This is a genomic window from Lewinellaceae bacterium (assembly GCA_020636105.1).
Taxonomy (GTDB): domain Bacteria; phylum Bacteroidota; class Bacteroidia; order Chitinophagales; family Saprospiraceae; genus BCD1.
Genome location: JACJYL010000001.1, coordinates 2244787 through 2265875 on the forward strand (window position 1 = coordinate 2244787; position 21089 = coordinate 2265875).

Sequence of the window (21089 nt, forward strand, 5' to 3'; positions counted from 1 at the left end):
CTTCTTCGCCGGGTAGGCATTGCGAAAACGCAAAAGGTGTCATCTCGTTGCTCGTTACTCGTTACTCGAGGTGACCTCTTCGCCGGGTAGGCATTGCGAAAACGCAAAAGGTGTCATCTCGTTGCTCGTTGCTGGTTGCTCGTTACTCGTTACTCGAGGTGACTTCTTCGCCGGGCGGACATTGCGAAATTGCAAAAGGTGTCATCTCGTTGCTCGTTGCTGGTTGCTCGTTACTCGAGGTGACTTCTTCGCCGGGCGGACATTGCGAAAACGCAAAAGGTGTCATCTTGTTGGCTATTACGTTCCGGGAAACAGATCGGCCATTACTTCCCTGATTTTTATGCCGGAATCAATTTCTTCCAATGGATCTTTGCGCAGTCTGTGTCTCAGGCACATGGGGGCCACTGCTTTGAGATCCTCCGTATGTACTACTTTTTTGCCGTTGAAAGCGGCGAGTGCTTTGGCTGCGCGGGTGATGATAATTTCTCCGCGATGCCCGTCTATTTTCAACTTAAGGCATAATTCAATGGCACGGGCCATGAGCTTTTCTGAAATACTAACTTCCGGAAACAGGGCCCTGGCCTTTTTAATTTTTTCCCGTAAACGCTCCTGTTCCCCTTCCCATTTTGCAATAAAAGCCACAGGATTTTGACGGAAGGCTTCCGTGCGCAGCACCACTTCCACCCGTTTTTCGATGTCAGAGATGGTAAATATTTCAGTGTACAATCCAAAGCGGTCCAGCAATTGTGGCCGGAGGTCTCCTTCTTCGGGGTTTCCTGAACCTACCAAAACAAATCTGGCAGGATGCCTCACACTCAGTCCTTCCCGCTCGACGATATTGATGCCACTGACCGCCACATCAAGCAAAAGATCAACCAGGTGGTCCTCGAGCAAATTGACTTCATCGATGTACAAAAATCCGCCGTGAGCCCTGGCGAGCAGGCCCGGTTCAAAAGATTTTTTCCCATGGGTCAGAGCCATCTCGATATCCAGTGTGCCCACCACCCTGTCTTCCGTGGCACTTAAAGGCAAATCTACAATGGGAACGGCCTCCTCACGAAGCACATTCAAGGGCATTTTCGTTCGTTCGCCCTGAACACTTATTTCCGCCATCACCTCATTTTCCTCCAGAGGCGGCAACAGGGAAGCCAGGGCGCGAACCGAAGTACTCTTGGCCGTACCGCGATGTCCCATGATCAATACCCCGCCAATTCCCCGGTCGATGGCATTTAAGATCAGGGCAAGTTTCATCTCCTCCTGGCCTACGATTGCGGTGAAGGGAAAATGTATCTTTTTGGACATTGGTTTTTATTAATAATCAAAAAAATATCTTTCTAGTGGGTTGGACTTTATTACGCTGAAAGCCGCAAAAAATACTCCTGTTGGTCAGGAAGGCTCATTTTGAACAATGCCCCTTCTGCAAATCGCAAAAGGGGCACCCGTTTTATCTGTAAAATGTAAAATACATTAAATGGCTTCTTCTATCAGTTCAATGATATCCCTCACCGCTATTTTACCTTCGTTACCGGAAGTTTTCACGGCATCGGAATACATGGCATAATCCTTCGGACAAGCGATGATAAAATACTCGATATCGCCAAGAGACAAGGCCTCCTTGATCCGCATTTCACTCGGGCGTTCTTCAAGTTTGGAATCATCCATCCATATGCGTCCGCCCCCGGCGCCACAGCAGAAAGAATTTTCTTTATTCCGAGGCATCTCTACCAATTCTACGCCTACTGCTTCAAGCAACCTCCTCGGTGCTGAAGTCTCTCCGTTATACCTGCCAAGATAACAAGGATCGTGATAAGTAACTTTTACGCCTTTAAGTTTATTGGAAAACGTAAGCTTGCCTTCATCAATCAATTTACACAGCAATCCGGTGTAATGGTGAATGGTATAATTGCCCCCGAATTCCGGATATTCGTTCTTGATGGTATTGAAAGAGTGTGGATCTGTGGTGAAGATCTCTTTAAACTGGGCGCCTTCAAACGCAGCAATATTATCTTCTGCCAACATTTCGTACAGTCCTTCCTCCCCTATCCTTCGCACATCGTTCCCGGCATTTTTCTCTGCTTCATACAGGATTCCAAAATCGAGGCCAATGTTATTGAAAATGGTAGCCACTTTACGGGTCAAAACCTGCATTCTTGCATCAAAAGACGCGTAGTCGCCAACAAACCATAAGTATTCAACGGCTTCCTTCCTGGCATCCTTGACCTTGAAATCAAGTCCCTGGGTCCACTTGGCACGCATCCTGTCAGGCTTCCCAAAGGAATTTCCGTAATCGCCGATATTCATCAGCGTATCCTGAAGCATATCCTCCATATTCCCCTGGTCAACAAGGGTTCTGCGCAGATTTACAATGGTCGTCAAATGCTCAATCCCTACCGGACAAGCCTCTACGCAAGCCATACAAGTCGTACAGGCCCAAAGGGTCTCAGCCTTAATGATATCCCCCGCGATTGCCGGTTCTTTTTTAGCTTTTCCGTTGCCATTACTATTGAATGTCTGGCCAAACCATTCCGGCTTTCCGATCGTCGAATCGGCATAGGTGCGCATATCCAGGATCAGGTCACGCGGAGACAATGGAGCACCTGAATTTTTTGCCGGACAAGCCACATGGCAACGCCCGCATTTTGTACAGGAATCAAAATCCATCAATTCCTTCCAGGTGAAATTATCTATTTTAACATAACCCATGCCTTCCTTCATCTTTTCTTCAGAAACTCTTGGAAGCTTCTGAACAGCATTTTCTTCGGTAAACATGAGGTTGGCAAAATCCACCAGCATGTGCATCGCTTTGGAATACGGAATGTAGGCTATAAACAGCAATACGACGATCCCATGCACCCACCAAATGATCATGTGCAGCGGGTTAAGAGCACCAATAGAATCGATTACCGTAGCCAGGGCATAACCAACAGGCGACGCCCATTTTTCAAAAAAAGGGAAACCGTCGGCAGCGATCCTGGACGCTTCAATGACAAAACCGGTTAAGGCAATAAAAACCAGCAGCCAGGTAAATATTTTATCATCTGTCGCGTACCCTTTACGGTTGTAGTCCTCTGCCTTCCTGTCCACCCTGGTATAATTGAGCTTTTCAGGTTTTCTGCTTCGCCGGAACAACATCATCAATAATCCCACGATAAACAGTACCCCAAAAACATCCATAAACAGGGAAAAGACCAGGTAAAAGGTACCTTTTAGTAAATGAATACCAAAAACAGGTTCCATAAAATCATGGTCGATGGCGATGATGGCTGTTCCTATCAAAAGCACGATGAATCCCCAGAAGATCATCCAGTGGGCGTAACCGGCATAGGCATCACGTTTCATCACCGTGGCGTTGGTGGTCATTTTCCCAAGGGCTTTCAAAAACCGGCCGCCAATGTTATTGAATCGACCATTTTCGCTGCCTCTTCTGTACTTTTTGTACTTCAGCCAAAAACCGAACAGAAAAAATGCTACCGTCGACAATCCTACAACATAAAATACAATTTGCATCCAGGTAGGAAAATTCCGAAATATTACTCTTGTCATTTCATCCATAACCCCAACAAGTTTAAAATGATAAATTTTAACTGGTATATTTTAAAAACAGCCCGTTTTAACCCCTAAAGTTTTCCGGTAATGGCCGGTACGAGGTCAAAAAGATCCTCCGTAGTTCCATAGTGGGCATAATCGAAAATCGGGGCATTGCTATCCGTATTGATGGCAATGATCAATTCCGCATCTTTCATCCCTTCGATATGTTCAGGCGCTCCGCTGATCCCAAAAGCCAGGTAAACTTTAGGCTTGACCTTTAGGCCTGATTTACCCACCTGCCGGGTTTTTCCAAGCCACTTATTATCCACAATAGGACGTGAACAGGAAACGACAGCGCCGAGTTTAGCGGCCAGTTCTTCCATCATCGGCAGGTTATCTTCATTCTGAATGCCACGACCGACACTCACGAGAATATCCTGAGTGGTAATATCCACATCGCCACCTTCCGGCTCAATCAGTTTTTTGAATTTCACTTTGAGATTGCCTAGATCAGGGGCTGAGGCTTCTTCAACCACAGGGGCACCCCCTTGTTTTCCGGCAGCAGCAGGAAAGGCCCCGGCTAAAACGGAGACGATATAAGCGCCGGATGTTTCAGATTCAACATTCATTTTACCGCCGTAAAGTTGGCTGGTAGCAGAATCTCCGGTCATTTGATTGACATAAGCCACCAATGGCATGTCCAAATCTACACTCAATCCCGCCCCAATATCCATTCCCATAGAAGTGTAGCCGGTCAATATGGCTTTGGCTCCCAGGCCCTTCACTACCTCAGCGGCAGTTTTCCCGTAGGCTTCCGGATTGAATTGCGCCAGCTCGGGGCTGTCTACATAAACTACCTTATCGGCAGCACCCATCTGACCAGACAGGTCTTTGATACCGCTTCCCATCAGTAAGGCGATAGTTTGTCCGCCATAACCGGCGGCAAGTTCTTTTGCTTTGCCAAGCATTTCAAAAGTAATGTCATCTATTTGTCCTTTGAAATGCTCCGCTATTACGATTACATTATTACTCATTTTAGAAGATTTTTAGTTTGGGTAAAACATATAACATTGTTTCGGAAACACGTTAATTGATCCCTACCCTTTGATAAGGGATACGATTTTTGCGGCAATATCATCCGCTGAACCCGATAGCATTTGGGCGCCCTGGCCTGACACTGGTTTGAACATACGTTTCACCTCTGTGCCGGCAGAGGCGTTCACCTCCCCTCCCGAAATTTCTTCGAGGGTAGTGCTGCTCATCGCCCGGCGCACCCTGGCCACCGGAACATAACGAGGGGTCTCCCTGGCTGTCTGGATACCCAGAACGGCAGGAAACTGAACCTCGAATTCTGCAATCACCCCTCCACTGTATTCTTTATGCACCGTGGCGGCATTGCCACTGACCTCCACCCCTGTAACGACGCTCACATGAGGCAATCCAAGGTAATGAGCCAGCAGAACAGCCATTTGACCATCCCGGTCATCCACGGCCTGAACTCCGGTAAAAATAACGTCGTAATCCATTCCCTTGATGACGTTGGCCATAGCACGGGCAGCTTCGTGGCTTGACGGATTATCTCCTACGCCCGTTACTTTGATCACGCGATCTGCACCTTTTGCCGCTGCGGCATAAAGGGCCTTGTCGATGTCTTCGCCGTCCAAAGCAATGGCGATCACCGTTCCGTCGTGGTCTTCTTTTTGCAAAAGAGCCTCTTCCAGGGCATGGTCATCAAATTCATTGACCTTGTATTTCAACCATTCGGTATCCAGTGCCTTTCCTGAAGACGCAATCTCCAGTTCTTCCACCAGGTCGGGTACTTGTTTGATAGGTACGATAATATTCATAATAGTTTATTTTGTGTGTTAAGTTGTTTTTAATTAATTATGGGCCACCCCGAGCCTGCCTCCTGCGTTCGGCAGGTAAGCTCGGGGCCGGGCTATCCGCTTTTATGTGCTCGCTGCACTGCGCGCATACCACTTCTATCCCTTGTCCGGCCTAAATTCCGAACACAAAAGTCCGTGCTGACTTCCGCTTATCCCTTAAACAAATCCTGCATATTCAATTCCTCTCTGATCAATTTAAGATCGTCGTCCTCGGGAGTAAAGGGAAAATCCCTGAACGATTCAGAAGGCCGGTAACTGCCGTAAGGCCTGGTACAACCGGGTTCTCCGTCAGCAGAAGGGCAACCACCTGTTTCAAAAGGTGTTCCATTATCCAGCGTCTGCAGGAATTGGTTTGTTTCAAAGTTATTATCCTTCAGTTTTATCATGTTCCCCTGGTCATCAAAATCGATTTTATCCCGTTTGAGGTCGTATTTTTCGATCATGTGTTTGACCAGCTGGATACGTCTCCAGCGGGTGATGGTCGCCCGGGGGTAATTGCCCATTCGGGAATCCGGCTCCGGGTTGAAAGAAAATAAATAGGCCAGAATCTCATTATCCCTAAGCTGATAAAATATATCGACGAGTTCCTTATCCGTCTCTCCCAATCCCACAACGGTGTGAATATTGACTTTCCACGGACCGTAAATATCGCGGGAAGCTTCTATGATGTCCCAGTAATTGCTCCATTTGAGGCTGCCGTTAGGCACATTGGTCCTCCGGTCAAAGAAGACGCGCTCCGAAACCGCATCCAGCCCCACCCCGATCATATCCGCTCCGGCTTCCTTTAAAATTTCCAGCCGGCTGCGGTTGAGGGTTGGAGGCGCCACCAGTAAAGACAAGGGCGTTTTTACCTTTTTGGCAATCCGCTCGGTAATGTCCAGCGTATCCTTGTACGCGCTTCCGTGGGTCACCATGGAAATGCAAAGACGAGTCATGTTTTCTTCATATCGTGCGACACGATCAATGACTGTATCGGTATCGTACAAAGGCCAATCGACACGAATAAAAGACTGGTCCTCGTAATTTCCGGGGCGGGTTCGAGCCAATCCGCAGTACCCGCAATCGGATTTGCAGCCATCTTCATAATTCAGCAGGAGATTGATGCCCCCAAATTTAAAATCACGGGAAAATCTCCCTGATTTCAGACGCAGGGCCATGGCACTGGCCGCACTGATCCGAACGTAATCAGGGCTGTATTTCTTTGTTTCCTCAAACTGAACCACATTCAGTGGAATCATCGTACTGGGCATATCTTTTTTCATAAGTTAAGGTCAATTTTTATAGTCAACTGGTTACTCGAGGTGACTTCTTCCTCGGGTAGGCATTGCGAAAATGCAAAAGGTGTCATCTCGTATACTGGTTACTCGTTGCTGGTTACTGGTTACTCGTTGCTCGAGGTGACTTCTTCGCCGGGTAGGCATTGCGAAAACGCAAAAGGTGTCATCTCGTATACTGGTTACTCGTTGCTGGTTACTGGTTACTCGTTGCTCGAGGTGACTTCTTCGCCGGGTAGGCATTGCGAAAACGCAAAAGGTGTCATCTCGTTACTGCTTTATACATCCTCATTCCTTTTTGGTTTTTTCAGGGTAATAACAGGAACCGTCATAAGTAAAACGGTTCTCGGAACCGGCTCTCCTGGCGGCAAGGTAAATGGCATCCACCACTTGTTCCCGGGTGATTTTTTCCACTGCCGGTCCTTCTGAAAAAGCATGGTCTACCACTTGTTCTATGCTTTTCCTGTCGAGCGGGCTCCATTTCAGGCGGCCTTCGATAAGTCGAAAAACCTCAGGTTCCTCCAAAAAATCTCCTGTGATCAGGACACTTTTGATGGTTTCCCCTTTGAGCCCGATGTAGGTCCGTAGTAATCCCGCGGCCGTTTTTAAAACACTCATCCCCGTCATATCCGTTTGGGGCGACCGTTGAAAAACCCAGTTTTCATCGTCGTAACGCTCTCTGATCAATTTTTCAACGGCCTGTTTTTCGTTTGGGGTGATCGGCTGATCCAGGAAACTGAATTTGAAAAAATTTTCAAATTCGCTTTTGACCATGGCCCGGACTTCTTCTAAAGTAACTTTTGTGTTGACTTCCCGGTTGACGGTGGTGATCCTTTGTTCCACCGACTCTATTTTCCTTCTATCAGAATATTTCTGAATGGGAATCTGTAATACCTTCAGCATTTCCAATACATCCAGATCCACCAACAAACTGGTATGAAACTGGATGGCGCCTTTGGGATTCACATAAATGCCCAGCCCTGCAATTTTTTTCCCGTCAACTTCCAGGTCATTTTTGGATCTGAATTCAGCTTTAATTCCCAATTTTGACAAAGCGTTGATCACCGGTTGTGAAAAGAGACCATATAGTTCCCTGAGGTTTTGCCAGGGAAACGCTTCGGATGAAGTGGCAAAACAAATGCCCAGCTGATCTTCTCCCATAATGATGGCGCCTCCTCCCGTCAGTCTCCGGCTAAATCCTACGTCTTCTGCTTTGCAGGTATCCATATCGAGTTCAGCATAAATATTCTGAAACCTTCCTACAAGGGCACAATTCGTTTTATAGGTGTACAACCTAAGCGTTGCCTGATGGTCTCCCGGTTCCGAATGCGTTTCCGTTAAAAACTCATCAACGGCCAGTCCCCGCGAAGCAGAAACGCCGTCTTCCTGCAGGTATCGACACTTATTCGACTCCACAGGAACATGCATTTTCAAAGAACTGAGGTTTCAGGCCCATCTCTTTTGACAAGCCGACTATTCCTTCTGCCGGGTAGGCAATGCCATTCAATCCGGCTTCTACCGCTGCCCGATCCACGGCCACCTTGTGTGCACCTTGGGGGCGGGAACAGCCTACCATAATATATGTATCCGGCATCTTAAGTCTCGATTCGACAAAAAATGCCTCAATGGTTTCAGGACTCGGTGGGACAACCCCAAACATGGCCGTATCGTGCAAAGGCGTAATGACTACCAAAACAAGGGCATGACAGGGATACTTTGAGATCATTTCAAGGGCCTTGTGCTCTCCGCGCATTTCCCCGTAATGAAGGCCGAGGATGATATGTGGCCTTAAACTCAATCCATAATCAGATAATAATTTCAAAGTCTTTTCAAAATCATCGACGGTGGCGTCCATGTGATAGACTTCTTCGATGGTTTCCTGAGCACCGATAATATCCAGCGCCACACCATCCACTCCAGCCTCCTTAAGGGCTTTGGCCTGTTCTTCCTTCAACACCAACCCGGTATGCATGATGACTTTCATGCCAAGTTCGTCCTTCACCCTTTTGATCTGATCGATGTGTTTCATAAACGGCACCTCTCCTGTTTTCAGCGACCCTCCGCTGATCAGGACAGATTCTGTACCGGAGGCTTTCAGCTTTTTGCACAATTCAAAAACCCCTTCTTTTTGGTCGAGGGCGATCATGGGTTCGAGAATTTTTTTATTGCAATGGTCACAATCCAGTGCGCAGGCGCCACCGGTGAGGCTGATGGGCAAAAAAGCGTTAGGGCTCTTTTGTTCGATTTCCATGGTAGTATAAGACTTCAACCCCGGCGCATAAAACTTGATTTCATCGGGAAAATTTTTACGCCTGATGGCAAATGCCTCTGATTTTTTATCCTGTACGGTCGTTGTTGTCAGCATATTTGAACTAAGCGCTTAAATTAAAATTAAATCCACCTCCCTAACTCCAGACACTAACCGGTTTCAATTTTAAATTTATCATTTAAAATTTATGATTTTTTATGGTTGGGCCAGCCATCCTTTTTCATCAAACTTTTTGAGTTCTGCCTCAAACCAGGTTCTGATGTTCTCCTCTCCGGCGATCAGGCCATCAAATTCATTAGGAAAGTTCGTCAGTTCCACTTCAATCAGCCAACCTTCATTGAAGGGATCTGTATTGATCAATCGAGGGTTAGTGATCACTTTTTCGTTTATGGCCAGAATTTTCCCGGAAACGGGCATTTTCATATGCCCCACATGTTTTTCCGCTTCGGCGCTGCCAAAGCTTTCGTCTTTGGACAGTGTTTCTCCCAATTTGGAGAACTGTATGGCCACAAATGAACCGCTGGTTTGTTCCACCAAAGGACTCATGCCTATCCTGGCTTTATTTCCTTCCGCTTTGACCCAGAAATAATTCACCGGGTCGTACAGCAGATCTGTTTTTATACTTTTTTGCATAGACAATACTTTAATCTTTTAGTCTTTAACCTTTTCACTTTTAAACTCCCATCGCTTCCAGGATCAATTCGGCGATATCTTTAACCAATAATTTCCCTTCATTACCTGTTGATTTGACCGCGTCTTCAAAACGGGAAACTTCATACGGACAACAAACGGCTAATACATCGGCGCCAGTTTCTACGGCTTCTTTTACCCTGTTTTCGGAAAGGCGTTCCTGGACATGATCGGCCATGAAACCATCGAGCCACATACCGCCACCGCCACCGCCGCAGCAAAAACTCTGCTCCCTGCATCGGCCCATTTCCGTCAGTTCAACACCGGGAAGTGACTGCAGTATTTTACGAGGAGCCTCGTACTCACCATTATGGCGACCGAGATAACACGGATCGTGGAAAGTAACTTTGTAGTTCAGCTTATTTTTCAGGTTCAACTTGTCCATCATAGGAGCAAGCATGGTGGTATAATGCTCAACTTCGTATTCTCCTCCGTACTTTGGATACTCTTTTTTGAGGGCATTCAACGCATGAGGGTCGGTGGTCATAATTTTATTGAACTTATACTTACTGAAAGTTTTGATGTTCGATTCCGCAAATTCTTCGAACAGTCCCTGCTCACCGGCGAGTCTTTGAGAATCGCAGGAGCATTTTTCCTCTGTTCCCAATATCCCGTAATCCACCTCAAGAGTAGACAGGATTTTAGCCAGTGCAGTAGTGGCATCTTTGCCTCTGTGGTGATAAGCCGGATAACATTCCACAAACCAAAGCACATCAACCTCCCGTTTAATATCCTTCATGACAGGAACCTCCACGCCGGCATCCTTGATCCAATCGGCACGCTTGCGCTGTGATTCTCCAAGAGGATTGCCATATTCAAAAGTATTTTCAAAGGCCACCTGCAACTCATCAGGAACATTTCCAGCCATAACAGCTTCCCCCCTGACGGCAGGCATAATGTCAATCATATTCACCACTTTTGGGCACACCCTGAGGCAGTTGGCACAGGTCGTACATTTCCAAAGGTCGTCATGGGTCAACAGATCCATCCCCTGCTGAAGTTTTCTGAATATTTTTCTCGGGCCATATTCTCCACCAACCGTATTGACCGGACAAACGGGGATACACTGGGTACACTGATAACACCAGGCCATGGATTCGCCACCCGGAATCTCCGAAACCTTGTCGAGCCCGGTCGTATCATAATCAAAAACCACACGCTGTTCGAACATTCTGTTCCAATCCGCGGTAAGTTCGATACCCTGGACCATGGCAGATTCTTTTTCGATTATTCTTTCTTTTTCAATTTTTGACATAACAATAGAAATGTATAGTAAAAAAAGTGAATTGTTTAATTATTTACAGGTTTCGCATGGTAAATTCCGAGTATCCTGCGGGAAAATTCCGTCAGACCGGGCATTACCTTATTGAACTCCTGTGTCATTCTCATTCTCAATATGGTGTAAGCGTAAATGACATACACACAACTCAGAAAAACGCTGGTACCGAAAAGGCTGCGACTGATATTTTGAAATCCGGCGGCTTCGCCAACCTGGTGAACAAAGACCAGCGCTTTCCCTACTTTCATATAGGTATCTCCTAAGTTTTCTCCTTCAAAATTGTAGTCATCGGTAGTCACCAAAGGCAGTGATCCTGTTTTAACTTTTGGATCCCACATCCATCGGCACCAAAGCCAGTATTTGTCGGGAAAAGTGTAATGAAGGAGCTCTCCTGCCAGGTCATACCGAATATTTACATCGAGCCTATCCAGGCTGTCACAAAATTGCTGAAACCTTTGTTCCAGAGATTTTTCTGAATGAAGCAGGTTGGAAGCTGTTTTTTTAAAAGCTTCAAAGTCTATTTGTTCCTCTAAAATCTTTTTTGCTGCTCTTCGCGTGCAAAAAATGTGTCTGAGCACTTCGAAAACGTCTTCCTTTGAAAGCTTTTGCAAAAGTTCCGGCGTTCCCAGTTTATCATAAAAGAATCGACTTTTGATCTCCAGTTCACTGACGATCAATTCCAAAGATCCTTCCTGGATCTTTTCCATCGTTTCTTTCATAAACTCACGGGCCGTATCCGTATCGACAACCTGGCTCATATATTAGTGCTTAAGGGTACAAAAATCAGGCAGTGACCAGTGCTGCTTTTCTTACAGAAGCAATAGCTTTCATGGCGGCCAGCCCGCCTGCGCTAACAGAATCTTCCAGGTCAGCGGGTCCTGTGCAGGCTCCGGCAGCAAATACTCCCTTCACATTGGTGGAAACGGTATCCAGTGGCCCTCCAATTGCTTCAATAAAATTGTATTTATTTTGCTGGAGGCCAAAAATGGAGGCCATTTGTTTGGTTCCCTCACTCGGTTCCATGCCCACGGCCAGGATGACCATATCCATTTCAACTTCCATTGGGCGGCGTAGGGTCGTATCCTCTCCTTTCACGAGCAGTTTATCGCCTTTTTTGACGATTTCCGTCGCCATACCCTTTATGTAGTTGACTTTATATTTTTCCTGGGCAGGCCAGTAGATTTCATTTTCCCAATAGCCATACATCCGCATGTCGATATAAAAAATGAATACCTTACAATCCGGCACCAGCTTACGTACTTCTATAGCCTGTTTGGATGAAATACCGCAGCAAACTTTTGAGCAATATTCATTACCGATCTGGCGATCCCTGGAACCAACGCACTGGATGAAGCAAATGCGTTTGGGGACTTCTCCGTTGGAAGGGCGTACGAAATTGCCTGCCTTCAGCATCTTTTCCGCATCGGTAAGCGTCAACACATCATCGTGCTCATAGTAGCCGTATTTTTGCGTTTCCCTTCCCGGATCAAAATGCTGGAAGCCGGTAGAGATGATCACCGCTCCGGCTTTGATCTCTACCTCTTTGCCCATGCTCAGGGCTTTGATAGTAAAATCGCCCACTGACCCTTCGGCACCTGTAACGAGGGTATTATACATCACTTCCACGTTGGGATTGGCCGTGAGTGGCGCAATCATTTCTGCAATTGCCTCGTCGGCATCGCGAAGGTCAGGCGTTAACGCTGCGTATTGCTGTTCGTCAGGATTTCCTCCCAGGCGATCTCTTTTTTCGACCAAAATGGCCTTATATCCCAGGTCTCCTATTCCTTTAGCTGCCTCGATTCCGGCAGGTCCGCCTCCAATAATTACGATATCTTGGTTTGCCATATCTTATTTAATTAAGGATTTATTTGTTTAATCTATGAAGGGGTAAATTTTAAAAACACAACATTTGAGATTTGGTGAATCGTTATTTTTTGCTTTTGTGTTTTCAAAATTTACCCCGTGTTGTATTGATAATCAATGAATAAAAATTATCAAACTAATATCAGTTAATAAACTAGTTGAAATCGTTTTTTCAACAACTGTTAAATTACTTAGCGTCATCCCAGGTCATGTATTCTTTTTCCCCTGACTTGATCTTATCACATTCTACCTGAAATTCAGCCCATTTCTTTTTATGGTCGATGCCCAGTTTTTCCAGGAAGGGCTTGTTATTGGTATTGTGCCAATGCAACTGGAGTACTTTATACGGATGGGCTCCCATTGCCAGGGCTGCCATTTGCGAATCCGACATGACCGGTAAGCCGACATTTCTGTTATGGGCTTCTCCGGCAAACTGACTCTGATCGAGGGTCGTTACACAACCTGTATCGTGGGTAACTACTACATCCGGGTTGGCTTCCTCTTTCATCACTTCAATTTTCCGCTGAATGGAAAATGAGCGTGAAAAATCACGGGAAACAAGAATATGTCTGAACCCAAATCCACAGCAGTCGAACCAGGTGGAGTAATCCTTTACATCAATGCCCAGCTTGGTGAGGACACCGGTAATGATAGCCGAACGCTGTGCGCCGTAAATTTCTTCAGAATAGATAGCATCTTCTTCGATCAGCTTGTGATAATGGCAGGCTGGATGCACTGTTGCAGCGATATTACTCATGTCGATCACCTGTCTTTCAGCGATACGATCACGCATGGCATAAACCCACTCACTGTAGTGAACCACCTCTTCGGGAATTACGAAAGGTTTGCCCAACCGTTTCATGATATCACGCACTTTCCGTCTCAGTTCCGGCTGATGAACCAAAGCATGACGCACTTCTTTATAGTGACCGAAGCTGGTACCACAATGGATCAGCGGGAAATATCCGGTTTCGTAAGCCGACGCGAAATTCCTGAGAGCCACAGCAGCCTGGGCTTCAGGATTTGAAGTTGCTGAAGCGTAGTAGTTCCATGCCGTGCAGGAAGTCTGATTGGTGGGATCATGGTAGTCCAGTCCAAATTCCCTGTTGAGCCAGAAAATGGAAGTAGAGTACCCGGGAATATGCCCGCACTGACCACAACTCTTGTGATGCCAGGTCTTTTCAATAGGAATTTTTTTCATCCTCCCGTACTTGGTCTGCACCTCGACATATGGCTCCGGGACACGCTGGACGATCCATTCCCCTTCTTTTTCCAACTGGAAAATTTCTTCACGAATATCGTGGGTCGGCGCATTATCCGGATCTGCTTTGAAAATACGCTTGTTTGCTTTTGAAATTGGTAAATGAATCATATTCTTAAAAATTTAAAGGTTAAAGACTAAAGGTTAAAGTGAATTTACTTTAGTCTTAGTCCTTGTTTTTACATATTATTTTTTTTGTTTTTAACTATGGTTGTAAAAATTGCTACCAATTGATCACACTCATTTAAAACCGGTTCGATTTTTTCAAAATCCACCAAAGGTTTCATTTTGATGATATTCAAGTTAACCTGGCTTTCTCTTAGCTCTTTTAGGCAGATACTTACCTTATTTAAAAAATCCTTACTCGATACAGCAGCTTGAGATTCGGCATAATTTAAAGCAGGAGAAGTACCTGACCTGATTAATTGATTGCCAAAATAATTCCCAACATAACTGTTTGGTAAACAATCCACAAAATTTAAAACCATAACCGAAAAAGACATCAGCCTTTGCTGTAGGTCATATTTCCTTTCCATTTTCATTTAGTTTTTTTGATTTTTTCAAAGCCAAGACGCCTAATTAAAACTTTAGTCTTTAGTCTTTTGTAATTAGCCTTTTGTCTTTAACCTTTTAGTCAAAGGTCACATCGTAGCCGGCTTCTTCCAGGCGTTCTTCCATTACGTCAACGAGGATCATGAAAAGGCCTTCGTCGATTCCTTCAATGAGGTCCATTACGCCGGTCATGTGCCAGATAAGATAGAGCTCAATGATGGTTTTGTCGTCGATGGTCCAGCCGGTTTCCGTGGTGTGCAGGGTTTCCGGCGGCAGGGCTTTCCTCCAGATGTCCAGGTTATCGGCTATTTCATGCACGTGAACCCCCCAATCCGGGAAGGCATCGGGTTGCAACATATCAGGGGACACCTGAGATCCGGTGGACATAATTTTATAGATGATCCGTCCGTAACCTTCGAGGGCCTGTTTGGCGGTCTGAAGACCATTCTTTACGGCCACCTCCCTCATGACGGTGATGATCTGCCCCGGAGAATTCTGACGCGGGCACCGATCGCAGGAAAAACACTGGGAACAATCCCAGATACTGTCATTCATCAAAGTGTAAATCAGATCCACATCTTCCCTGGCGACAGCCTGTGCGATCACCCTGGGACTGAAATCATAAAACCGGGCTGAAGGGCAGGCTGCCACACAAATGCCGCACTCATAACAGCCATATAAAATATGATGCCAGCGATCATCCGACTTAACTTCCTCAAAAAGTCGTTCCTTTTCCGCCATGGAAACATCGGAATACTTATTCATTGATAAATCAAGAGTCATGTTGATTGTTTTTAAAATGATGAATGGAAAAAAGAAAGCAAGGAGGATATAGGCCTGTTACCAACAAGTTTACTCCTTTACCATTGCCTCAGACTTCTTCCGTTCCTGCTATATGGGTACAGGTAATACCATCTGCTTCGATTTTGGCGCGGTAAGCATCCACAGCAGCGTCACCTGTAACGAGATCCGACATATCCTCAGTGAGATTTTGGGGCTTCATTTTCACCACCCATCCTTTATTGTAGGGGCTCCTGTTGAGCAACTGTGCATCGGCTGCCAGTTCCTCATTGACCTCAACGATCTCGCCTGAAACCGGAGATTTTACCGGGCCCACCCACTTTCCACTTTCAACGGTAGCAATTGGGCGTCCTTTGGCGCGAACCATGCCCACATTTTTGGCTTTAGCATGCAAGACCGGTCCGGCAAGTGATTGAGCGATATCCGTCATCCCTACCGTGACGGTTCCGTCTTCATTAACCCTGATCCATGTATTATCTTCCACTTTGTAGTGCAGGTTGGTATACAGGATGCATTCGTTTATTTTTTCTGTCATTGTTTGAGACTTTAAAGGTTTTAGAAATACATAACATGATCGTAATTCAAAGCGAGATCAATGATACTGGTGGCGCCAAGGATCTCCACCTCATCGATCAGATCCGCCGGAGTCATGTTCCACAAACTCAGGCTTTGCTGGCAGACCCGTAATTTAACCTCGGAATCCAGGCACATTTGCAACATATCTTTCAAGCAGGTATTACTGGAGGGATCCAGTTTGATCATTTCGGCGACGCCTTTTCTGAGCTGATTGGTTCCGTTCATGGTAAACCAGACCATGACTTCCATTTCCATCGCCGCCGCCGCTACGGCATAAAATAAAGGGGAGTACGTTCGGGTTGGCGCCTCAACGCCATGTGTCTGAATCACAAGGATCTTTTTGCCTTCGAGATCTTCCATTTTTGCTTTTATTTAATGGTTAGTAATTGTGTTGCTGGTTACTGGTTACAGTTACTCGTTGCTCGTTACTGGTTACTCGTTACTGGTTGCTGGTTTTTTATGTTTGCTTTTACAACGTGCAACAAGTAACGAGTAACGAGCAACTAGATCAGGTCACAGTGCTTGTCGGGGTCGGAATAAACGAAAATGTATTTTTTATCCCAGCTCCAAGCTTCATCTTCCATCAGTATATCGTACAAATCATTTTTATCCTTTGCCTGGGCCAGCAACCTGAATTTTGAAGCCCTGCCGTTTGGTCCGGTTTCCAAAACATCGAGTAAAAGCCAGACTCCGGGATTGTCCTCATACATTTGGGCTACTTCCGCTGCATCGATAATTCTGTCGCGCCAACCTGCCATCAGCCTCCTGGTTTTCTTTTACTTATTTCGATGATTTCCTCAATCAAGGCATCAAGTTCCTGCTCCGCCTCCCTGTTTTTTTCGTTAGAAAAAACAGGGAAGGTTTCTTTTTTCAATATTTCAACATCAAGTTTCAATCCTTTCAAAGCGGCTTCCAGGGCTGATTTTTTCTTGGTCAGCCACGGCATTTTTCCGGAAAGGCCAATAGATTCAATATGGTCATTATTCATTGTCAAAACAACCTGTCCCTGAACTCCATCAGCGGAAAAAGAACCAGATCCTACAAAAACTCCGGCATGCACTTTAACCATCCTGTTATTCACTTCGGGTTTTTCGTATTGAAACAACCATTCCGGAGTGCTCATTTTATGATCGAGTTCGAGCATCTTTTCCATTTCGTCACCGGTAAATTCCCCGGGCACTAAATTTCGTTTCAGTATATTTTGGCAAACCTCTACATAAACCTTTTTGATCTCTTCCCTGGAAGGGGGAAATTCGAGTTCCTTGTTAATGGTCGTTAAATACTGCCTGAGACTATTTCCGAATACGCTTCTAAAATCCTCATCCGGCACATTAAGTGCCCGGATCATGGTATCGAAATCGAAGTCAAACAGGAAATTACCCGTCACTATCTCGGCTTCACCGATTCCGGCGGCCCCGGTACCCACGATTTTCTTCCCACCGACGTGAACGTCATTGATGGGATGAAAATAGGCGTCGATGCCAATCCTTTTATAGGTTTCAATCATGGGTTCGACGAAGAGTCGAAACCGTTGCGCTACGTTTAGCGGCAAACTTTTGGGTTGAAATATCCACTGTACAAATAATTGATCGCTATCTATATATACTGCTCCTCCACCCTGCTCCCTTCTCACCACCGGAAGCCCCTTTTTCTTACAGAAATCCAGATCAAGCTCCCGGGCAGCATCCTGAAAAAATCCAAGACACATGTAGGGAGATTCAGGAATGGCAAAAACAATCGTATCAGGGGTGGCCTTCGTTTGGGCATACCCAAGAGCGTGATAGATGGTTTGGGACCGAATACCGCTGACGGTTCCCGCATCAATGAATCGAATGGCTGAATCAGACAAACAAACTTACATTTGAATCTGCGGCATATTCCAGGAAAGTTGCGGCCCCACCGATCTCAGCCTCATCAATAAAATCTTCCTTGGAAAACCCAAATACATCCATAGTCATCTGGCAACCAATCATTCTGACTTCCATTTCAATGCACATATCGCGCAACTCCTGCACCGAAGCCACTCCCTTACTTTTGAAGGTTTGTTTCATCAGGGAAGTAGCTACGGACTCAAAACCAGGAATATTGGAAGTGACCAGATTGGGGATGGCCCAGTTTATTTTTTGGAAGCCCTTCGAACCAAAAGGCATTCTCATCGGCATAGCCGGATTCCCAAGCGGGGATACGGCGGCTTTAATGTCCTTTTTCAATAAGGGCAAGCCGTAAAAGGTAAAAAAAATAGCCACGTCCCAATCCATTGCAGCAGCACCTGATGCTAGGATGAAAGGTGGATAGGCCCAATCAAGCGTTCCCTGACTGGCGATAAGGGCTAGTTTACGTCGTTTCTCTGACATGATGTTTAATTTTTAATGCGTTTTTTTAATGAAAAAACGATACACATGCTCCCCTTCATCTTTCGCTTCTACCAATTCATGCTGAGTCTGCCTGGCCCAGGCCTCCATATCAGGCATCGATCCGGGATCGGTTGAAACCATTTCCAAAACATCCCCGATGTCGAGTTTTTTGATCGCCATTTTTGTTTTTACAACTGGCATCGGACACATAAGACCAGAACAGTCCAGTGTCATTTTTACATTGTGTTCTGACATAATTTAGTTCTATTTAGTTCGATATATAAATTGTTGCATCTACAAATTACAATGCCGCATACAGTCAAAAATATTCGTTATTTCCGGAATCGCGATTTGATAGATAATATTCTTCCCTTGCCTGAAAGAATCTAAAACCCCCTTATCTTTCATCTTGGTCAAATGGTGAGATAATAATGACTGCTCAACCTCCAACTCTTCCCTGATTTCGCCCACAGATAACATTTCTTTTTTTTGAAGCAATTCCAAAACCTCCAATCGTACAGGATGGGAAATAACTTTCAACACATCCGCTATTTTACCCAGCTTAACCGGGTCAATTTTATTTTCGACATCGCTCATAATCAATAATATTTGCTTTTGTTTGAATGAAGTTATGAACAAATGTTCAAGTATTAAAGAAAAAAATAAAATTTTTGATGGGATTTGACTTATTTAGACAGATTATAATTAAGCAAAGTGCCAAAATTCAGAATATACAACATTTCATTTACAATGAAATTAAATTACCCCAAAAGGGTTTTATTAAGAATTATCACCCTGTAATTCTGCAAACTCCCACACAATGAAAGCAGTTGGTTTATTGTGGTTAACGAAAAAAAACGCTAAATTTGAACCTGGCCTGGTCCTGAAAAATTAACCTGCCTTCCCTACTGATTTTCTGCCTCCGGGCGTACTAAATAAGATCAACAATATACCGATACGCCATGAAACGTTTTGCCTTGATGCTTCTTTTGATTTTGAGTTTTAGCGGTACGAATTTTGGACAGTTCTTTTTAAACGGAGATGCTTTTCAAATGAGTGACAGTAGTTGCTACCAGCTCACTTACGAACAAAACTGGTCGGCCGGTTCCATCTGGAATCCGGACAAGATCAACCTCAACGAATCCTTCGAAGTAGTCCTTGAAGTATTCTTAGGATGCAAAGACGGAGACGGTGCGGATGGGTTGGTTTTTGGCTTTCAGCCTGTCAGTACTTCCATTGGCATGGGCGGAGGGGATATAGGATTTGGCGGTGTGGTACCCTCTCTCGGGATTGAAATCGATACCTGGCAAAATATAGACAAAGGAGATCCGGTTGCCGATCATATTGCCGTGCTAAAAAACGGAAACCTCTCCCACGGATCATCCAACAACCTGGCCGGTCCGGTTCAGGCTTCCGCCACCAGCAGCAATATTGAAGACTGCAACAATCATGATTTCCGGGTGAGTTGGGATGCGGAGGCTCTATTGCTTAAAATTTATTTCGACTGCGAACTCAGGTTATCCTACACCGGAGATATTGTAAACAATATTTTTGGAGGCGACCCTCATGTTTTTTGGGGATTCACCTCCGCCACAGGAGGGTCCAATAACTACCACCGGGTCTGTTTGAAATACACTACTTTTCTCGATGAGCTTCAGGATGTAGTCATGTGCCCCGGCGGGCAGGTTCCTTTTCATGTCAGTGAAGGAGTGTCTTACAGTTGGACTCCTGTGGAAGGACTGGACAACCCTTTTTCGCCCAACCCTATTGCCTCCCCTTCTCAAACCACCTTATATGCTGTTGAAATAAGAGATGCCTGTGACAATATTATCCATGATGATGTACTGGTTGAAGTCGCCGGAGATTCCGTATTTTTTGACCTGGGGCCGGACACCTTATTGTGTGAAGGCGATGTCTTAAACCTTAATGTTACCACTCCCACGGCAACCTACGAATGGTCAGACGGCAGTCAGCAGCCCACCTTTTCCGTTTTGGAAGCAGGTACTTATATGGTCACCGTCACAAGAACCGATACTTTCTGCATTTCCACCGACAGGGTTATGGTAGAATACACCTCCTGGCCTGATGTGGACCTCGGGCAAGACACCATTTTATGCCTGGAACAAGTATTAACGCTAAATGCCTACGACCCACTGGCGGAATCCTACTTATGGCAGAATGGAAATACGGGAGATTCACTTCATATTGACAAAGCGGGAACTTACAGCGTGAAGGTTATCAATTACTGTGGAACGGTGGAGGATGCGATAAATGTTTCTTTTGAAAATTGCCGGGAGGTTTTTGCCCCCAATGTCTTTTCTCCCAACTTCGACGGCATCAATGACTTTTTCATGCTGATGGATGGGGGCGATGTAAAAACCGTTGAACATTTTGCAATTTTTGACAGGTGGGGTGATTTGGTATTCGAACAGAAAAACATTATGCCTAATGACGTTTCAGCAGCCTGGGACGGCGAAGGTTGGCCTGTGGGAGTGTACACCTGGTTTGCAGAGATTGAATTCAGGGATGGGAAGTCGGAGCGGCTGAAAGGAGATGTTATGCTGTTGAGATAAGAACTCGTGCCTTGTTATGTTAAAAAATCAAAAGATAACTTTCAGGTCATTTACGGATGGATTTTTCCGGGAGTGGAGCCTCCAGTGACCGGATCATCAGTGACGGCCTGACTTAGAGTCAGGCCGTCACTGATGATCCACTAGAGCTAAAAATCGGTTCGACCCAACAACAATCTGGCTAAA

22 protein-coding genes are annotated in these 21089 nt (G+C 45.5%); 1 reads left to right on the forward strand and 21 read right to left on the reverse strand.

Features of this window, described 5'->3' with window-relative positions; all coding sequences use genetic code 11:
- Positions 1-297: 297 nt before the first annotated feature.
- The 21 genes from bchI to H6571_08425 form a co-directional block, all read right to left on the reverse strand.
- Positions 298-1302, reverse strand: coding sequence for a magnesium chelatase ATPase subunit I (bchI, locus tag H6571_08325; GenBank protein ID MCB9323737.1), 1005 nt, complete (start codon positions 1300-1302; stop codon positions 298-300).
- A gap of 165 nt (positions 1303-1467) precedes the next feature.
- Positions 1468-3552 carry a 4Fe-4S dicluster domain-containing protein gene (locus H6571_08330; GenBank protein ID MCB9323738.1) on the reverse strand — a complete coding sequence of 695 codons (2085 nt, stop codon included), beginning with the start codon at positions 3550-3552 and terminating at the stop codon, positions 1468-1470.
- Between the two features lie 65 nt (positions 3553-3617).
- A complete protein-coding gene (locus H6571_08335; protein MCB9323739.1) occupies positions 3618-4562 on the reverse strand; it encodes an electron transfer flavoprotein subunit alpha/FixB family protein in 945 nt (314 codons plus the stop codon).
- A 63-nt stretch (positions 4563-4625) separates the two neighbouring features.
- Complete coding sequence (locus tag H6571_08340; GenBank protein MCB9323740.1) at positions 4626-5375, reverse strand: electron transfer flavoprotein subunit beta/FixA family protein; 750 nt, start codon at positions 5373-5375, stop codon at positions 4626-4628.
- A 188-nt stretch (positions 5376-5563) separates the two neighbouring features.
- Positions 5564-6652, reverse strand: a complete 1089-nt coding sequence (locus H6571_08345; GenBank protein MCB9323741.1) for a radical SAM protein — start codon at positions 6650-6652, stop codon at positions 5564-5566.
- 324 nt (positions 6653-6976) lie between these two features.
- Positions 6977-8104 (reverse strand): lipoate--protein ligase family protein, encoded by a 1128-nt coding sequence (locus H6571_08350; protein MCB9323742.1) that lies wholly within the window; start codon positions 8102-8104, stop codon positions 6977-6979.
- The gene (locus H6571_08355; protein ID MCB9323743.1) at positions 8091-9053 is read right to left on the reverse strand and encodes a radical SAM protein; all 963 of its coding nucleotides are present in this window, start codon (positions 9051-9053) and stop codon (positions 8091-8093) included. The genes H6571_08350 and H6571_08355 overlap by 14 nt, the downstream gene beginning before the upstream one ends.
- A gap of 99 nt (positions 9054-9152) precedes the next feature.
- Positions 9153-9590 (reverse strand): hypothetical protein, encoded by a 438-nt coding sequence (locus H6571_08360; protein MCB9323744.1) that lies wholly within the window; start codon positions 9588-9590, stop codon positions 9153-9155.
- 40 nt (positions 9591-9630) lie between these two features.
- A complete protein-coding gene (locus H6571_08365) occupies positions 9631-10857 on the reverse strand; it encodes a 4Fe-4S dicluster domain-containing protein (GenBank protein MCB9323745.1) in 1227 nt (408 codons plus the stop codon).
- A gap of 80 nt (positions 10858-10937) precedes the next feature.
- Positions 10938-11684 (reverse strand): hypothetical protein, encoded by a 747-nt coding sequence (locus H6571_08370; protein ID MCB9323746.1) that lies wholly within the window; start codon positions 11682-11684, stop codon positions 10938-10940.
- A 25-nt stretch (positions 11685-11709) separates the two neighbouring features.
- Positions 11710-12771, reverse strand: coding sequence for a CoB--CoM heterodisulfide reductase iron-sulfur subunit A family protein (locus tag H6571_08375; GenBank protein ID MCB9323747.1), 1062 nt, complete (start codon positions 12769-12771; stop codon positions 11710-11712).
- A gap of 205 nt (positions 12772-12976) precedes the next feature.
- Positions 12977-14161: a heterodisulfide reductase subunit B gene (locus tag H6571_08380; protein MCB9323748.1), complete on the reverse strand. Its 1185-nt coding sequence runs from the start codon at positions 14159-14161 to the stop codon at positions 12977-12979.
- Positions 14162-14229: 68 nt separating this feature from the next.
- Complete coding sequence (locus H6571_08385; protein ID MCB9323749.1) at positions 14230-14586, reverse strand: four helix bundle protein; 357 nt, start codon at positions 14584-14586, stop codon at positions 14230-14232.
- A 94-nt stretch (positions 14587-14680) separates the two neighbouring features.
- Positions 14681-15385 (reverse strand): 4Fe-4S dicluster domain-containing protein, encoded by a 705-nt coding sequence (locus tag H6571_08390; protein ID MCB9323750.1) that lies wholly within the window; start codon positions 15383-15385, stop codon positions 14681-14683.
- 88 nt (positions 15386-15473) lie between these two features.
- On the reverse strand, positions 15474-15938 hold the full coding sequence (gene gcvH / locus H6571_08395) for a glycine cleavage system protein GcvH (GenBank protein ID MCB9323751.1): 465 nt from the start codon (positions 15936-15938) through the stop codon (positions 15474-15476).
- Positions 15939-15958: 20 nt separating this feature from the next.
- Positions 15959-16339: a DsrE family protein gene (locus H6571_08400; GenBank protein ID MCB9323752.1), complete on the reverse strand. Its 381-nt coding sequence runs from the start codon at positions 16337-16339 to the stop codon at positions 15959-15961.
- Between the two features lie 143 nt (positions 16340-16482).
- Entirely contained in the window at positions 16483-16737 is a 255-nt protein-coding gene (locus tag H6571_08405; GenBank protein ID MCB9323753.1) for a hypothetical protein, read from the reverse strand.
- Complete coding sequence (locus tag H6571_08410; protein ID MCB9323754.1) at positions 16737-17828, reverse strand: lipoate--protein ligase family protein; 1092 nt, start codon at positions 17826-17828, stop codon at positions 16737-16739. Before H6571_08410 ends, H6571_08405 begins: the two co-directional genes overlap by 1 nt.
- Positions 17821-18333 (reverse strand): DsrE/DsrF/DrsH-like family protein, encoded by a 513-nt coding sequence (locus H6571_08415; protein ID MCB9323755.1) that lies wholly within the window; start codon positions 18331-18333, stop codon positions 17821-17823. The genes H6571_08410 and H6571_08415 overlap by 8 nt, the downstream gene beginning before the upstream one ends.
- 12 nt (positions 18334-18345) lie before the next feature.
- A complete protein-coding gene (locus H6571_08420; protein ID MCB9323756.1) occupies positions 18346-18591 on the reverse strand; it encodes a sulfurtransferase TusA family protein in 246 nt (81 codons plus the stop codon).
- 36 nt (positions 18592-18627) lie between these two features.
- Positions 18628-18930 carry a winged helix-turn-helix transcriptional regulator gene (locus H6571_08425; GenBank protein MCB9323757.1) on the reverse strand — a complete coding sequence of 101 codons (303 nt, stop codon included), beginning with the start codon at positions 18928-18930 and terminating at the stop codon, positions 18628-18630.
- 365 nt (positions 18931-19295) lie between these two features.
- Here H6571_08425 and H6571_08430 point away from each other — a divergent pair, with 365 nt between their 5' ends.
- Complete coding sequence (locus H6571_08430) at positions 19296-20906, forward strand: gliding motility-associated C-terminal domain-containing protein (protein MCB9323758.1); 1611 nt, start codon at positions 19296-19298, stop codon at positions 20904-20906.
- Positions 20907-21089: the final 183 nt, after the last annotated feature.

What these genes read in the sequence shown, in the direction of transcription:
- H6571_08400 (MCB9323752.1), bottom strand. Translation starts at nt 16,339, where the DNA reads ATGGAAGATCTCGAAGGCAAAAAGATCCTTGTGATTCAGACACATGGC.
- H6571_08375 (MCB9323747.1), bottom strand. Translation starts at nt 12,771, where the DNA reads ATGGCAAACCAAGATATCGTAATTATTGGAGGCGGACCTGCCGGAATC.
- H6571_08390 (MCB9323750.1), bottom strand. Translation starts at nt 15,385, where the DNA reads ATGACTCTTGATTTATCAATGAATAAGTATTCCGATGTTTCCATGGCG.
- H6571_08425 (MCB9323757.1), bottom strand. Translation starts at nt 18,930, where the DNA reads ATGAGCGATGTCGAAAATAAAATTGACCCGGTTAAGCTGGGTAAAATA.
- H6571_08345 (MCB9323741.1), bottom strand. Translation starts at nt 6,652, where the DNA reads ATGATTCCACTGAATGTGGTTCAGTTTGAGGAAACAAAGAAATACAGC.
- H6571_08355 (MCB9323743.1), bottom strand. Translation starts at nt 9,053, where the DNA reads ATGCTGACAACAACGACCGTACAGGATAAAAAATCAGAGGCATTTGCC.
- H6571_08340 (MCB9323740.1), bottom strand. Translation starts at nt 5,375, where the DNA reads ATGAATATTATCGTACCTATCAAACAAGTACCCGACCTGGTGGAAGAA.
- gcvH (MCB9323751.1), bottom strand. Translation starts at nt 15,938, where the DNA reads ATGACAGAAAAAATAAACGAATGCATCCTGTATACCAACCTGCACTAC.
- H6571_08380 (MCB9323748.1), bottom strand. Translation starts at nt 14,161, where the DNA reads ATGATTCATTTACCAATTTCAAAAGCAAACAAGCGTATTTTCAAAGCA.
- H6571_08385 (MCB9323749.1), bottom strand. Translation starts at nt 14,586, where the DNA reads ATGGAAAGGAAATATGACCTACAGCAAAGGCTGATGTCTTTTTCGGTT.
- H6571_08405 (MCB9323753.1), bottom strand. Translation starts at nt 16,737, where the DNA reads ATGGCAGGTTGGCGCGACAGAATTATCGATGCAGCGGAAGTAGCCCAA.
- H6571_08335 (MCB9323739.1), bottom strand. Translation starts at nt 4,562, where the DNA reads ATGAGTAATAATGTAATCGTAATAGCGGAGCATTTCAAAGGACAAATA.
- H6571_08430 (MCB9323758.1), top strand. Translation starts at nt 19,296, where the DNA reads ATGAAACGTTTTGCCTTGATGCTTCTTTTGATTTTGAGTTTTAGCGGT.
- bchI (MCB9323737.1), bottom strand. Translation starts at nt 1,302, where the DNA reads ATGTCCAAAAAGATACATTTTCCCTTCACCGCAATCGTAGGCCAGGAG.
- H6571_08360 (MCB9323744.1), bottom strand. Translation starts at nt 9,590, where the DNA reads ATGCAAAAAAGTATAAAAACAGATCTGCTGTACGACCCGGTGAATTAT.
- H6571_08330 (MCB9323738.1), bottom strand. Translation starts at nt 3,552, where the DNA reads ATGGATGAAATGACAAGAGTAATATTTCGGAATTTTCCTACCTGGATG.
- H6571_08365 (MCB9323745.1), bottom strand. Translation starts at nt 10,857, where the DNA reads ATGGTCCAGGGTATCGAACTTACCGCGGATTGGAACAGAATGTTCGAA.
- H6571_08415 (MCB9323755.1), bottom strand. Translation starts at nt 18,333, where the DNA reads ATGTCAGAGAAACGACGTAAACTAGCCCTTATCGCCAGTCAGGGAACG.
- H6571_08370 (MCB9323746.1), bottom strand. Translation starts at nt 11,684, where the DNA reads ATGAGCCAGGTTGTCGATACGGATACGGCCCGTGAGTTTATGAAAGAA.